We start from the raw sequence: 14,973 nt of genomic DNA on the forward strand, positions 1-14,973 counted from the left end.
ATCAGGAGGAGCAGCGGTATGGGCTTTCACGAGATACGGTTTCCCGCGAACCTGAGTTTTGGCTCGGTCGGTGGACCAGAGCGGCGCACGGATGTGGTGACGCTGGCCAACGGGTTTGAAGAACGCAACACGCCTTGGGCGCATTCGCGCAGGCGCTATGATGCGGGTCTGGGGCTGCGATCTTTGGATGATATCGAGACGCTGATTTCATTCTTTGAGGCACGGCGCGGGCAGCTTTACGGGTTTCGCTGGAAGGATTGGGCGGATTTCAAAAGCTGCACCAATTCAGAAGATGTTTCTTATCTGGATCAGATCCTTGGCACGGGCGATGGCGAAACAACCGAGTTTGCTTTGAGCAAGCGATATCTGTCCGGTGAGCAGAGCTATAAGCGGCCTATATTGAAGCCGGTAGACGGCTCGGTTCGTGCGGGGGTCAATGGAGACCCGCTGCAGGAAGACACGCATTATCAGGTGGATACGGCGCGCGGGATTATCACGTTTCTTGATGCACCGGATCCGGATACCGAAGTGACCGCAGGCTTCGAGTTCGATGTGCCGGTGCGGTTTGACACAGGCATCATACAGACTTCGGTCGCAAGCTTTAACGCAGGTGATGTGCCGTCGGTGCCGATTATCGAGGTGCGGGTATGAGTGTTCCGGAGGCGCTGAAGGCGCATTTGCAAAGCGGGGCGACACAGATGTGTCGTGCCTGGGAGCTGAAACGGCGGGACGGTGTGCGGTTGGGCTTTACGGATCATGATCTTGATCTGACATTCGATGATCTGGTGTTTCACGCAGATACGGGACTGACGTCGGTCGCGTTGGAGCAGACGACGGGCTTGTCGGTGGATAATACCGAAGCGATGGGCGTGCTGAGCCATGTGTCAGTGTCGGAGGCCGATATCGAGGCCGGACGCTTTGACGGTGCTGAGGTCTTGGCCTGGACCGTCAACTGGTCGGATGTAAGCCAACGTGTGCTGCGGTTTCGTGGGACGTTAGGGGAAATTCGCCGCTCGGGCGGGGTGTTCAAGGCGGAGCTGTCAGGGCTGACAGAACGGCTGAACCAGGCGCAGGGGCGGATTTATCAAAAAAGCTGTGCGGCATTGCTGGGCGATGCGGCTTGCGGCTTCGATGTAAACGCGCCGGGCTATCATTGGCGCGGCTTTGTCGACGCTGTCGAGGATCGCCGGATGCTGGCCTTCGATGATCTGAGCGGCTTTGCCGAAGGCTGGTTTGACCGCGGGCGTATTGAGGTGATGAGCGGCGCGGCTAAGGGGTTGATCGGGCTTGCGAAGACGGATCGGTTGATTGGGTCTCAGCGGCAGATTGAGCTTTGGGAGCCACTTCGCGCGGCTGTTGCCGTTGGCGATGAAATTTTGCTTCAAGCAGGCTGCGACAGGCGGATGGAGACTTGTCAGGCGAAGTTTGACAATCTTCTGAATTTTCGCGGTTTTCCACATATCCCCGGGGAGGATTGGCTGATGGCTTCCCCAACCGGTGGCAGCGCCAACAATGGCGGGAGTCTGAATCAATGAGCCGCGTTGTGACAGCAGCGCGGGGCTGGATCGGAACGCCTTATCGGCATCAGGCCTCGACGCGTGGAGCGGGTGCGGATTGTCTTGGGTTGATCCGGGGTGTCTGGCGTGAGGTATGCGGGGCGGAGCCTGTTGATGTGCCGGCCTACACGGCAGATTGGGCCGAACCGCAAGGCGAAGAGGCGCTGATGGCGGCCTCCAGCGCGCATTTGCAGCGCTACGAGGAACCCTGTTGGGATGTCGGCACAGTGATTTTGTTTCGCATGAAGGAGGCTGGGTTGGCCAAGCATCTGGGTATTCTCTCGGAAAGCGGGGCGGCGCCGAAATTTATCCATGCTTATAGCGGTCACGCGGTGGTCGAAAGCGCGCTCAGTGCGCCTTGGCGGCGTCGTGTGGTTGGCTGGTTCGCGTTTCCGGAAAGGAGCCTCTGATGGCGACGATTGTCTTATCTGCAGCAGGTGGTGCGCTGGGCGGCGCGATTGGCGGGTCGGTCCTGGGCATGCCGATGGCGGTTGTTGGGCGCGCCGTTGGTGCGGCTGCCGGGCGTATGATCGACCAGCGGTGGGCCGGAGGCGGGCAGGGGCGCAGCGAGCAGGCTGTGATGGGCGGCGGCTCTCGCGTGGTGGAGACGGGGCGGATTGACCGGTTCCGCCTGATGGGCGCGAGCGAAGGTGGGCCGATTGCGCAGCTTTACGGGCGTGCACGTCTGGGGGGACAGGTGATCTGGGCGACGCGGTTTAAGGAAACCGTCATGACCTCTACCGAGATGAGGGGTGGCACAACACGAACCACAAGCTCTGGCGGTGGCGGTGGTGGCAAAGGATTCGGTGGCGGAGGCGGCGGTGGGTCGAGCCGGACGACAACCTCCAGAAGCACTGTCACGACGAAAACGTATCATTACTCGGTCTCGCTGGCTTTGGCGCTTTGCGAAGGAGAGATTTCGCGTGTCGCACGGGTCTGGGCGGACGGGCAGGAAGTGCCTTTGCGGGATCTGACCATGCGGGTCTATACGGGCAGCGAGGATCAACTGCCTGATCCAAAGATTGCCGCAGTCGAAGGGGCAGAGAATGCGCCGTCTTATCGCGGAATTGCCTATGTTGTGCTGGAAGACTTGCCGCTTGAGGCGTTTGGCAATCGTGTCCCTCAGTTTTCATTTGAAGTGATGCGGCCTGAAGCGGTTAAGGAGGGCGCGCGCGCGCGCGATATCTCGTCGGCGGTGCAGGCTGTGGCGATGATGCCAGGCTCGGGCGAATATGTGCTGGCAACGTCGCCGGTTTACTATGAACGCGGGCCGGGGCGGAACCATGCGGTGAACTTGAACACGCCGTCCGGACGCACGGATTTTGTGACCTCGGTCGAGGCGCTGACCGAAGAGGTGCCAAACTGCGGCTCGACCTCGTTGATCGTGTCGTGGTTTGGAAACGACCTGCGTTGCGGGAACTGCAGCGTGCGACCGCGCGTAGAGCAAACGATTGAGGATGCGCCGCGCATGCCTTGGCGAGTCGCAGGGCGCGTCCGGTCGAACGCGGGCACCATTCCTAAGTTGGACGGACGTCCGATCTATGGTGGAACACCTGCGGATGTATCTGTCGTTCAGGCGATAAAACACCTTAAAACCAAAGGGCAAGATGTTGTTTTTTATCCATTTATTTTGATGGATCAAGTGGACGGAAACAGCAAGCCGGACCCTTGGAGTAACGCAGCAACGCAACCAGCCTTGCCGTGGCGAGGACGGATCACTCTGGCAAAAGCCCCCGGGCAGCCTGGTTCGACCGATCAGACATTAGGTGCCGAAACAGAGGTGGAGGCTTTCTTTGGGCAGGCTGCTGCCAGCGATTTCAGCGTGCAAAACGGGCGTGTTGTCTACACTGGTCCAAATGATTGGGGATATCGGCGCTTTGTGCTGCATTATGCCAAGCTCTGCGAGATGGCGGGTGGTGTTGGCGCGTTTTGTATTGGGTCAGAGATGCGTGGCCTGACGCAAATTCGCGGCGCGGCAGGGTCGTTTCCGGCGGTTGCAGCTTTGCGGGCTTTGGCAGCTGATGTGCGGGCGATCCTTGGCCCTGACACCAAGATTGGTTACGCGGCGGATTGGTCAGAGTACTTTGGTTACATGCCACAGGATGGGTCGGGCGACCGGCTGTTTCATCTCGATCCGCTCTGGGCGGATGTGAATATCGATTTCATCGGTATCGACAATTACATGCCGCTCTCGGATTGGCGGGACGGGTTTGATCATCTTGACGCGGATAAGGCGCAGACGATCTATGATCTGGAATATCTGAAATCCAATGTCGAAGGCGGCGAAGGCTACGATTGGTATTACAGCGGGTCAGACGCGCGGGAGGCGCAAATACGCACTCCGATCACGGATGATCACGGCGAGCCGTGGATCTGGCGCTACAAGGACGTTCGTGGGTTTTGGGAGAATACACACCATGAGCGCATTGGTGGCGTGCGGCAGGCACAGCCAACCGATTGGGTGCCGCAGTCCAAGCCGATCTGGTTCACTGAGTTTGGGTGTGCTGCAATTGATAAAGGGGCCAATGAACCCAATAAATTCGTTGATCCGAAATCCTCCGAGAGCACTCTGCCGCGGTATTCGACGGGTCGGCGTGACGAGCTGATGCAAATGCAATATTTGCGTGCGATATTGGAATATTGGAAGGATGAGCGCGTAAATCCGGTATCAGAGCTTTATAATGGTTCGATGATTGATATGTCCCGTTCACATGTCTGGGCATGGGATGGGCGTCCTTTTCCACATTTTCCAAACAATCTGGCTTTGTGGTCCGATGGGTCCAACTACGCGCGCGGGCACTGGTTGAACGGACGTGCAACGGCGCGGTCCTTGGCGTCTATCGTGGCCGAGATATGTGACCGGTCTGGTGTTGTTCACTATGACGTGTCGCGCCTTCACGGCTTTGTGCGGGGCTATTCGGTGAATGACGTCGATAGCGGTCGGGCGGCGTTGCAACCGTTGATGCTGGCCTATGGCTTTGATGCGATTGAACGCGGGGGGCGCCTGCATTTTGTCACCCGCGATGGGCGGGCGACGGCTGAGTTGGACGTGGCCGAGCTTGCGCTGAACGACGAGCAAGAGAGCGACCTGGAGCTTTCCCGCGCACCGAGCGCGGATGTCGCCGGGCGCATGCGGGTCAATTTTGTCGAGGCAGATGGCGAGTATGAGGCGCGTTCTGCCGAGGCGGTGTTTCCGGATGATGATACGCCGTCTGTGTCCACGTCAGAGCTTGAGTTATCGCTGACGCGTGGTGAAGGCCGCATGATGGCCGAGCGATGGCTGACGGAGGCGCGCGTGGCGCGTGATAGTGCAAAATTTGCCCTACCGCCTTCGCAGGCCGATCTGGGGGCTGGAGACGTTGTACGCGTCGGGCTGCCGGAGGGAGATTTCGACTTTCGCATCGACCATGTGGAAGAGGCGGGGGTCAAACTGTGCTCGGCCACGCGGGTGAGCGAGGGGGTTTATGTCGCCTCGCATCCGCTTGAAGAGGTCGCGGTGATGAAGCCGTTTACGCCTGTCGCGCCAGTGTTTTCGCTATTTCTGGACTTGCCTCTTATGACGGGGGACGAGGTCGAGCACGCGCCTCATATCGCGGTGGCGGCGGACCCTTGGCCGGGATCGGTTGAGGTCGTCAGTTCGGTCACTGGAAACGGATACCAGCGCAATGTCTCGATTGCAGGCGCTTCCGTGATCGGGGTGACGGAGACGCCTTTGGCCGCCGCGCAGGCGGGTTTATTTGACCGAGGCGCGCCGTTGAGGGTGCGTGTGTCGAACGCTCATCTGTCCTCGGTGGAGGACGCCGCGTTGCGGGCAGGTGCAAATCTGTGTGCGATTGGCGATGGCACTTCGGATCAGTGGGAGCTTTTTCAGTTTGCGCAGGCCGATCTGGTTGAGCAAGACGTCTACGAGTTGTCGATGCGGTTGCGGGGCCAACTGGGTAGTGACGCGGTCATACCCCAGACTTGGCCTGCGGGTTCTTACATCGTTCTGATGAATGGGATGCTGGACCAAATTGTGCTGCCGGCGGGAAACCGGGATACGGCGCGGTATTACCGGATTGGACCATCCAGCCGGTCCTATGATGATGATGCCTATACCGGGAAATACGAGGCTTTTCAAGGAATTGGCTTGCGTCCGCTAAGCCCGGTGCATCTGAGGGGGCAGCGTCTGGATGATGGCGATCTTGCTGTGAGCTGGGTGCGGCGAACTCGCATGGAAGGAGACAGCTGGAGCGGATTTGATGTGCCTCTTGGTGAAGCCTCGGAGCTTTACATTTTGCGGGTCATTGATGGCGGCAGCTTGCGGCGTGAGGTGCAGCTGAACAGCCCTGAATGGCTTTATCCAGCGGGCATGCAGGCGGCTGACGGTGTGTCCGGTGCATTTAAAATTGAGGTTGCTCAAGTGTCCGAACGGTTTGGGCCGGGGCTTTATACAAGGATTGAGATCAATGACTGAGACCGCAAAACTTGGACTTCCCTTGGTGCAGCCCTCGCAGGCACAAAAGCATGTCACAGTGAACGAGGCATTCACACGGCTGGATAGCCTGACGCAAGTGAGCGTGCTCTCGCGCAGTGTGACGGTACCGCCTGCCGATGCGGCTGAGGGCGTGTGCTATCTGGTTCCAACCGGGGCGAGCGCGGCCTGGAACAGCCATGTCGGTGAGATCGCGATCCGGTCGAACAACGGATGGGTTTTTGTGCCCATGGTTGAGGGTTGGCGCATCTGGGTGGCCGATGAGGGCCAAGCGCTGGATTGGGTTGCGGGAGAATTCGTGTCGGGACTGATAGCGCGATCTGCGTCAGGGGCCGCCACGCAAATCAAGATTTGGGAATACGATCAAACACTCGCCAGCGGGTCCGTTGTTGATGGTGCTGAGGAAGTACCAGGCACGGTGCTTGTTTTTGGGATTACCGGGCGGGTTCTGACCGCATTAAGCGGTAGTTTGAGCGACTGGCAACTGGGGCATGGTTCAAGCGCGGATCGGTATGGCTCTGGATTGGGTCTGGGTTCAGGATCTTGGCTGCGCGGATTGACGGGGCAACCACAGGCCTATTACAGCGGATTCCGGCCTAAATTCACGGCAAATGGTGGGGACTTTGCCGGTGGATCCGTGCGCGTTGCGATCCATTACATGGAATTGGGTTTGCCGAGTGCCTCGTGATGAAACCCGTCCTGATGGGGGATGTGATCGCTTTGGCGCGGGCCTTGCGGGCTGCGCCAGACGCGGAACGTGCGTCTCTGATTTCTCAGGTGTTTGCAGATGCGAGCGAAGCAGCCGTCTTTGTGAAAAAGGCGCGTCGGACGCATCCCGATTTGGGTAACGGGAGCGTTATGGCAGCCAGTTCCCGTTATCCGCAAGTGCCTGAGCCATGGTTGCAGGATCGGGAGTATTGTCGTTGCTTGCGCGATATTTTTGACTATTTGTCAGAGAGATAATCGCGCGAGAGAGGCATCCCGTTCATGTGGCTGGGGCATTCAACCGATGTCTTATCCGAAGTGACCATTTGCTGCTCTGAATCGTCCTCGCATCCTCCTTTTCAGGCGCTTTGATAGACGCAAGTAGCCGTGTCTTTGGCGTCATTCTGACGCCTTTTCATTGCCTTGTTCCATGGGCTCGCTTATTTGAGGAAGAGGCGACGCCGCATTTTGCGGCAATGAGGTCCAGACCATGGCGACTTTGACGAACAGTTTGCGCAGTGTTGATCCCCTTTGGGACCGCATCCGTGAAGAAGCACAGGAGGCCGTTCGCGCCGAACCTTTGCTGGGCGGGTTAATCCATTCCAGCCTGCTGCACCACGATAGCGTGGAAAGTGCGTTGGCCTACCGGCTGGCGCTAAAGCTGGCTTCGGGCGAGATGTCAGAGCAGTTGCTGCGGGAGATCATGGATGAGGCCTATGCGGCGGATTCTCGTCTAGCCGAAGCGGCGCGTGCTGATCTGGCCGCCATCTACGAGCGGGACCCGGCCTGCCATCGCCTGATCCAGCCAATCCTGTATTTCAAAGGCTTCCAAGCGGTTCAGGCTTATCGCATCGGCCACTGGCTGTGGAGCGAAGGGCGCAAGGATTTGGCATACTTCTTCCAGATGCGCGTGTCTGAGGTCTTCGGGATCGACATTCATCCGGCGGCAAAGATTGGCAAAGGTTTGATGATTGACCACGCCCATTCGATTGTGATCGGTGAGACGGCGGTCGTTGGGGATAACGTATCCATGCTGCATTCGGTGACACTGGGCGGCACGGGCAAGGAAGATGATGATCGTCATCCCAAGATCGCCAATGGCGTGCTGATTGGAGCGGGCGCAAAGGTGCTTGGCAACATTCACGTCGGCCATTGCAGCCGGATCGCCGCAGGGTCCGTCGTGCTTGAGGACATCCCACCGATGAAAACCGTGGCCGGTGTGCCTGCGAAGATCGTCGGGGAAGCCGGTTGTTCGCAGCCGTCGATCACCATGGATCAGCTGTTGAAAAGCCATCTTTAAGGCTTTGACGTAAAACAAAAAGGGCGGCCCAAGCGAGCCGCCCTTTGTCGTTTCTGAGGCCGCCGCGTTACGCCAGCATGGTCATTGGGTTCTCAAGATTATCCTTGATCGCGGTCAGCAGTTCCGCGCCCATTGCACCATCAATCACACGGTGGTCGACCGACAATGTGACGGACATGACGATCGCTACGGCCAATTCGCCATCTGCACCAACAACGGGTTTCTTTACTCCCGCGCCGACTGCAAGGATCGCGCCGTGGGGCGGGTTGATGACCGCGTCAAAATTGTCGATGCCGAACATCCCAAGGTTCGAGATGGCAAACGTGCCGCCCTGATACTCATGGGGTGCCAGCTTGCGGTCGCGCGCGCGGGCGGCGAGGTCTTTCATCTCGGCTGACAGTGCCGACAGCGACTTCATCTCGGCGTCTTTCAGCACCGGTGTGAACAACCCGCCTTCGATGGCCACGGCCACTGCGACGTCCGAAGGCGTCAGTTTCAGCACTTTGTCACCGGCCCAGACCGCGTTTGCGTCGGGCACTTGTTGCAGCGCCAAAGCACAGGCCTTGATGACGAAGTCGTTGACCGACAGCTTCACGCCGCGCGGCTCAAGCTGCTTGTTGAGCTGGCTGCGGAACTTCATCAGATTGTCGAGCTGGATATCCCGGCGCAGGTAGAAATGCGGGATGGTCTGCTTGGCTTCCGTCAGACGCGCGGCAATCGTTTTGCGCATTCCGTCAAGCGGCACGGCCTCATACTCGCGCCCTTCATACATCTTCTCGACAGCGCTGGCAGACATGCCTTCCGCGGCAGTCGCCGGAGCCGGAGCGGCCTCCGCCTTTGCAGGGGCTGCGTCGGACTTTGCGGGCTGTGCGTTTGCGTTTTTGACATCGGCTTTGACGATGCGGCCTTTGGGGCCAGAGCCTTTGATCTGGCTCAGATCCAGACCTTTATCCGCTGCGATCCGGCGGGCCAGCGGGGATGCGAAGATACGCGTGCCGTCGCTGGACGCGGGCGCTGCGGGGGCAGGGGTCGCCGCAGCAGAGGGCGCGGACTCTTCCGAGACCGGGGCTTTCTCTTCAGTCGCTGCAGGGGCCGCAGGGGCGGAGGCTTCGCCAATGTCATCGGCGCTTTCCCCATCTTCCAACAGCACGGCAATCGGTGTGTTCACCTTCACCGCTTCTGTGCCTTCGGCGACGAGGATTTTCCCGATGACGCCTTCATCTACGGCTTCAAATTCCATGGTGGCCTTGTCGGTCTCGATCTCGGCCAGAAGGTCACCGGAATTGACGGTATCGCCTTCCTTGACCAACCATTTGGCCAGCGTGCCTTCCTCCATCGTCGGAGAGAGCGCGGGCATCAATACTTCAGTAGGCATGGGCTCGCTCTCCTTAGCGGTAGGTGACTTTGCGGGCGGCTTCGACGACCTCATCGGTCGTCACAAGCGCCAGCTTTTCGAGGTTGGCCGCATAGGGCATCGGCACGTCTTTGCCCGTGCAGTTGATGACCGGCGCATCAAGGTAATCGAACGCCTCCTGCATCAGCACGGCAGAGATGTGGTTGCCGATGGAACAGACGGGGAAGCCTTCCTCGACCGTGATGCAGCGGTTGGTTTTCATGACCGAATTGATGACCGTCGCCGTGTCCATCGGGCGCAAGGTGCGCAGGTCGATGACCTCGGCGCTGATGCCATCTGCGGACAGTTTCTCTGCCGCTTCCAAAGCATACTGCATCCCGATCCCGAAGCTGACGATGGTCAGGTCCGTGCCTTCGCGGGCAACCTTTGCCTTGCCGAAGGGGATCGTGAAATCATCCATCACCGGCACGTCGAAGGAGCGGCCATAGAGGATCTCGTTTTCTAGGAAGACCACCGGGTTGGGGTCGCGGATCGCTGTTTTCAGCAAGCCTTTCGCATCAGCAGCCGAGTACGGCATCACCACTTTCAGACCCGGAACCTGACTATACCAAGCGGCAAAGTCATGGCTATGCTGCGCACCCACACGGGCTGCAGCGCCGTTGGCCCCGCGGAACACCATCGGTGCTCCCATCTGACCGCCGGACATATAGAGCGTCTTGGCGGCAGAGTTGATGATGTGGTCAATCGCTTGCAGTGCGAAGTTGAAGGTCATGAACTCGACAATCGGGCGCAAGCCCCCGAATGCGGCACCCACGGCGATGCCGGTGAAGCCATGCTCGGTGATCGGCGTGTCGATCACGCGCTTGGCACTGAATTCGTCCAGCAGGCCCTGAGACACTTTGTAAGCGCCCTGATATTCAGCGACTTCCTCGCCCATCAAATAGACCGTCTCGTCCCGGCGCATTTCCTCGGCCATGGCGTCACGCAAGGCTTCGCGCACGGTGGTCGATTTCATCTCGGTGCCTTCGGGCCAGTCTGGGCTGGTGTCGGCTTGCTGCACGGGCGTGGCCACTTCGGCAGCCACCGGGGCGGGGGCCTCGGCCTTTTCCTCGGGGGCTGCGGCAGCCGGTGTTGCGGCTTCGGCCACAGCGTCGGCGTCTTCGCCTTCTTCCAGCAGCACTGCGATGGGCGTGTTCACTTTCACGCCTTCCGTGCCTTCGTCCACCATGATCTTGCCCATGGTGCCTTCGTCGACCGCCTCGAATTCCATCGTGGCTTTGTCGGTTTCGATCTCGGCAATAATCATGCCGGATGTGATCTCGTCGCCTTCTTTCACCAGCCATTTGGCCAGCGTGCCTTCTTCCATTGTCGGAGACAGGGCGGGCATCAGAATTTCGGTTGCCATGTCTTCAAGCCTCCTGGGGAACTTCAGTTGCGTAGATATCTGTCCAAAGCTCTTCGAGCGCGGGCTCCGGGCTCTCTTTGGAGAACTCGGCGGCCCCGTTCACGACGGCTTTGATCTCTTTGTCGATGGCTTTGAGGTCATCTTCGGTCGCGTGTTTGCCGGTCAGCAGCAGATCGCGGACCTGTTCAATCGGGTCCCGCTCATCGCGCATCTTCTGCACTTCCTCGCGGGTCCGGTATTTCGCCGGGTCCGACATGGAGTGGCCGCGATAACGGTATGTCTTGATCTCAAGGATATAGGGACCTTTGCCCGCGCGGCAGTGCGCAACGGCTTTCTCACCGGCCTCCTTGACGGCCAGAACGTCCATCCCGTCGACTTCTTCACCGGGGATACCATAGGCCGCGCCACGTTCCCAAAGCGAGGGCGACTTGGTTGAGCGTTGAACGCTCGTTCCCATGGCGTATTGGTTGTTTTCAATGACAAAAATGACGGGCAGGTCCCAGATCATCGCCATATTGTAGGTCTCATAGACCTGACCCTGATTGGCAGCCCCATCACCGAAATAAGCGAATGTGACGCCGCCATTCTCAAGATACTTGTCCGCAAAGGCGAGGCCTGCGCCGATGGGCACTTGCGCACCCACAATGCCATGGCCGCCGTAGAAATGCTTCTCTTTGCTGAACATATGCATCGAGCCGCCCTTGCCGCGCGAATAGCCGCCCTCGCGGCCTGTCAGCTCGGCCATCACGCCTTTGGGATCCATCCCGCAAGCCAGCATATGCCCATGATCGCGGTAGGATGTTACCCGCTTGTCGCCTTCGGAGGCGGCGGCTTCGAGGCCGACGACAACGGCTTCCTGACCGATATAGAGGTGACAGAAACCGCCGATGAGACCCATGCCGTAGAGCTGACCCGCCTTTTCCTCGAATCGCCGGATCAGCAACATCTCTTTATAGTGCCCCAGCAGTTCCTCAGCGGAAACATTTGGTTTCGCTGGCTTTTTCTTCGTCGCCATAAGGTGGTTCTCCTCCGGGTCGGCAAGTAGTTTAGCGTTAAACTATCACCTAACATGGAAAGTTTCGCAACGTCACAGGAAAAAACGCCGCAATCAAAAGGGGCCGGGACAGGCTGTATGGTTTTGGTATGGTTCGGGTATGGCTTGCGTATGGCACGCGTATGTACAGGTTTTCAGAGGCACCGATCATGAGCGCACATCCCCCTGTCACCGTCAAAGCACTTGGCGAAATTGCGATCCGTTGTGCAGACCTTGCCAAGATGACCGGTTTCTATCGGCACGTGGTGGGGTTGGAGGTGCTCCAAGACTTTTCCGATACCGGCATCGTCTTCTTCAAGATCGCCGACGGCTATGGGGGCCACACAAGTGTCCTGGCCCTGTTCGGGCCGGGCGCGGGGCGACCAGACTTGCATGCCCAATCCGAGGACACGCCAGAGACCGGGGCGCGCTCGTCGCTGCACCATATCGCGTTGACGGTGGATTTCGGCGCGCAAGACGAACTGATGGCGTGGCTTGAAGGGCAGGGCGTCCCCTACAGAACACAGGTCTTCGACTGGATCGGCTGGCGGGGCGTCTTCATTGAGGACCCGGAGGGCAACACGGTGGAGTTTGTCGCGGCCGACAAAAGCCTGTTGGCGCAGAGTGGCTAGCGAACGACAATCTCATCATGACGGATCAGGCCCAGCACGTCGCGGGCCTGTTCGTCCAGCAGGTCCAGATCAAGAAACGTGTCCGACAGGCGCCGGGTCTTGTTGTCCATGATCGCCACCTCGTGGTTCAACTCGGCCAACTCGCTGCGCAGTACATCGGCCTCGGCGCGGATTTCGGCCTCGCGGAACAGGCCATAATCCCCCTGCACGGCGGCGAAGGTGAAATAGAGCCCGGCTGCGAACATTGCGCCGAAATACAAAGCGATGCCCAAACCGGGGCGGGAGCGTGATTGCGTCATGGTCTGCCTCAATGTCGCCTCTGATGGGCAACTGAAACGATAGAATCACATCCCCCCGCAAAAGGGAATCCCCTTAGCCAAAAAACATACACTTTCGTGTCGGGCTCCCAGCACGCTGTATGTGGATCGCAACTGTTGGCAATCCGCCGCCGATCAAAAACCGGGCCGAGAAGGTGCTTTGCCCGGTGACATATCGCAGTTACACTCGGTGGATTACCTCCCACACAGCACCAACAGGGGATCCCTCAGATGTCATTCTCACTCAGCCGTCGTGGCTTTCTGGCCACCAGCGCGGGTTTCATAGCGCTTCACCCATTTTCGGCCAATGCGGCCAGCAATCAGGCGCATTTGCGGATCATGGAGACGACCGACCTGCATGTGCATGTCTTCCCCTATGATTACTACGGGGACCGGCCCGTTGATACGGTCGGTCTGGCGCGCACCGCGTCGCTGATCAAAGAGATCCGCGACGAGGCCACGAATGCGCTTTTGATCGACAATGGCGATTTTCTGCAAGGCAATCCGATGGGCGATTACATAGCCTATGAGCGCGGCATGAAAGAGGGCGACACCCACCCGGTTATTCAAGCCATGAACACGCTTGGCTTTGACGCGTCCACGCTGGGCAATCACGAATTCAACTATGGTCTCGACTTCCTGATGAAGTCGCTGGCCGGGGCAGATTTCCCCGTTGTCAGCGCCAATGTCGCGCTGGAGCGGGGCAGCGATCCCACCAAGGACAAGACCCTGATCCCGCCTTATGTCATTCTGGATCACACGGTGACGGATGGGGATGGCGCAGATCATGCGATCAAGGTGGGTCTGATCGGATTTGTGCCGCCACAAATCATGACTTGGGACCGTCGTCATCTGGAGGGCAAGGTGCAGGCACGTGACATCGTCGAGACCGCCAAAGCCTATATCCCTCAGATGAAAGAGCAGGGCGCCGACATCATTGTTGTGCTGTCGCATTCCGGGATCGGATCAGCAGATGCCACGGACGGGATGGAGAACGCCGCAGTTCCGCTGGCCGCGCTTGACGGGGTGGATGCGATCCTGACAGGTCACAGCCATCTGGTTTTCCCGTCCCCGAACTATGCCGATTTTGCGGGGGCGGATGTCGATGCCGGAACGCTGATGGGCACGCCTGCCACGATGGGCGGGTTCTGGGGCAGCCATATGGGTCTGATTGATCTGCTGGTCGAGAAAGACGGCAATGAATGGCGCGTTGTCTCGGCGACGTCGGAGGCCCGCCCGATCTCCAGACGCAATGAGGATCGGTCGGTTGAAGCGCTGGTCGAAAGCGACGACGAGGTTCTGGCCTCGGTTCAGGCCGAGCATGATGAAACCCTTGCTTATGTGCGCCGCGCAGTTGGCAAGACCGACGCGCCGCTGCACAGCTATTTTGCGCTGGTGGCCGATGATCCGTCGGTTCAGATCGTCTCGATTGCACAGCTTTGGTATATTGAGCAGATGCTCAAAGGGACCGAGCATGAAGGTCTGCCGATCCTGTCAGCTGCCGCGCCTTTCAAGGCGGGGGGTCGTGGGGGGCCGGAGTACTACACGGACGTGCCGGAGGGGGATGTGGCGATCAAGAATGTCGCTGATCTCTATCTCTACCCCAACACCGCGCGGGCGGTTCGTGTGACGGGCCAGCAGGTGAAAGACTGGCTGGAACGCTCTGCCGGGATGTTCAATCAGGTGGAGCCGGGCGCGCAGGATGTGGTCCTTCTGAACCCTGATTTCCCAAGCTACAATTTCGATGTGATCGACGGGGTCACCTATCAGATCGACTTGTCGCAGCCGTCCAAATACGACCCGAAAGGCGAGCTGCTGGACGCGGAGGCGAGCCGCATTGTGAACCTTGCCTATGATGGCGCGCCGCTTGATCTTGCCGCAGAGTTCATCATCGCAACCAATAATTACCGTGCGGGTGGTGGTGGCAATTTCCCCGGCGCGACCCCGGAAACGACTGTGTTTGAAGGGCCCGACACCAACCGCGATATTATCGTGCGCTACATTGTCGAGAAGGGGACGATCAGCCCGCGTGCGGATAATAACTGGTCCTTCGCCGAGATGGATGGGACCACAGTTCTGTTTGACACAGGGCCTGCAGCGAAAGCCTATGTGGATCAGGTGGGGCTGACGATGGAAGAGGCGGGCGAAGGTCCTGACGGCTTCGCGCGCTTCCGTATCTCGTTGTAGAAAAAGGGCC

General features: G+C 59.0%; 12 protein-coding genes. 8 read left to right on the forward strand and 4 right to left on the reverse strand.

Annotated features, from left to right (window positions below; genetic code table 11):
* Positions 1–18: 18 nt before the first annotated feature.
* The 6 genes from KUW67_RS06830 to cysE all read left to right on the forward strand — a co-directional run bounded on the left by KUW67_RS06830 (position 19) and on the right by cysE (position 8,035).
* Positions 19–651 carry a DUF2460 domain-containing protein gene (locus KUW67_RS06830; protein WP_224824550.1) on the forward strand — a complete coding sequence of 211 codons (633 nt, stop codon included), beginning with the start codon at positions 19–21 and terminating at the stop codon, positions 649–651.
* Positions 648–1,535, forward strand: a complete 888-nt coding sequence (locus KUW67_RS06835; RefSeq protein WP_224824551.1) for a DUF2163 domain-containing protein — start codon at positions 648–650, stop codon at positions 1,533–1,535. Before KUW67_RS06830 ends, KUW67_RS06835 begins: the two co-directional genes overlap by 4 nt.
* The gene (locus KUW67_RS06840; RefSeq protein WP_224824552.1) at positions 1,532–1,966 is read left to right on the forward strand and encodes an NlpC/P60 family protein; all 435 of its coding nucleotides are present in this window, start codon (positions 1,532–1,534) and stop codon (positions 1,964–1,966) included. The genes KUW67_RS06835 and KUW67_RS06840 overlap by 4 nt, the downstream gene beginning before the upstream one ends.
* Positions 1,966–6,012, forward strand: a complete 4,047-nt coding sequence (locus KUW67_RS06845) for a glycoside hydrolase/phage tail family protein (RefSeq protein ID WP_224824553.1) — start codon at positions 1,966–1,968, stop codon at positions 6,010–6,012. The genes KUW67_RS06840 and KUW67_RS06845 overlap by 1 nt, the downstream gene beginning before the upstream one ends.
* Entirely contained in the window at positions 6,005–6,718 is a 714-nt protein-coding gene (locus tag KUW67_RS06850; RefSeq protein WP_224824554.1) for a DUF2793 domain-containing protein, read from the forward strand. The genes KUW67_RS06845 and KUW67_RS06850 overlap by 8 nt, the downstream gene beginning before the upstream one ends.
* Before the next feature lie 507 nt (positions 6,719–7,225).
* Positions 7,226–8,035 (forward strand): serine O-acetyltransferase, encoded by an 810-nt coding sequence (gene cysE, locus KUW67_RS06855; protein WP_224824555.1) that lies wholly within the window; start codon positions 7,226–7,228, stop codon positions 8,033–8,035.
* A gap of 67 nt (positions 8,036–8,102) precedes the next feature.
* On the opposite strand, the gene KUW67_RS06860 is transcribed toward cysE, so the two are convergent.
* From KUW67_RS06860 to pdhA, 3 genes are read right to left on the reverse strand one after another with little or no spacing between them, the layout of a single operon-like run.
* Positions 8,103–9,410 (reverse strand): pyruvate dehydrogenase complex dihydrolipoamide acetyltransferase, encoded by a 1,308-nt coding sequence (locus tag KUW67_RS06860; RefSeq protein WP_224824556.1) that lies wholly within the window; start codon positions 9,408–9,410, stop codon positions 8,103–8,105.
* A 13-nt stretch (positions 9,411–9,423) separates the two neighbouring features.
* The gene (locus tag KUW67_RS06865) at positions 9,424–10,794 is read right to left on the reverse strand and encodes a pyruvate dehydrogenase complex E1 component subunit beta (protein WP_224824557.1); all 1,371 of its coding nucleotides are present in this window, start codon (positions 10,792–10,794) and stop codon (positions 9,424–9,426) included.
* 4 nt (positions 10,795–10,798) lie between these two features.
* On the reverse strand, positions 10,799–11,809 hold the full coding sequence (gene pdhA, locus KUW67_RS06870; RefSeq protein ID WP_224824558.1) for a pyruvate dehydrogenase (acetyl-transferring) E1 component subunit alpha: 1,011 nt from the start codon (positions 11,807–11,809) through the stop codon (positions 10,799–10,801).
* Between the two features lie 188 nt (positions 11,810–11,997).
* On the opposite strand from pdhA, the gene KUW67_RS06875 reads away from it, so the two are divergent.
* Positions 11,998–12,459, forward strand: a complete 462-nt coding sequence (locus tag KUW67_RS06875) for a VOC family protein (protein ID WP_224824559.1) — start codon at positions 11,998–12,000, stop codon at positions 12,457–12,459.
* Here the strand turns inward: KUW67_RS06875 and KUW67_RS06880 are convergent.
* Complete coding sequence (locus KUW67_RS06880) at positions 12,456–12,758, reverse strand: septum formation initiator family protein (protein ID WP_224824560.1); 303 nt, start codon at positions 12,756–12,758, stop codon at positions 12,456–12,458. The genes KUW67_RS06875 and KUW67_RS06880 overlap by 4 nt on opposite strands.
* 249 nt (positions 12,759–13,007) lie before the next feature.
* On the opposite strand from KUW67_RS06880, the gene KUW67_RS06885 reads away from it, so the two are divergent.
* Positions 13,008–14,963, forward strand: a complete 1,956-nt coding sequence (locus KUW67_RS06885; protein ID WP_224824561.1) for a bifunctional 2',3'-cyclic-nucleotide 2'-phosphodiesterase/3'-nucleotidase — start codon at positions 13,008–13,010, stop codon at positions 14,961–14,963.
* The last annotated feature ends 10 nt before the right edge of the window (positions 14,964–14,973 follow it).

Source organism: Cognatishimia sp. MH4019, from assembly GCF_020177595.1.
Taxonomy (GTDB): Bacteria; Pseudomonadota; Alphaproteobacteria; order Rhodobacterales; family Rhodobacteraceae; genus JAHTBL01.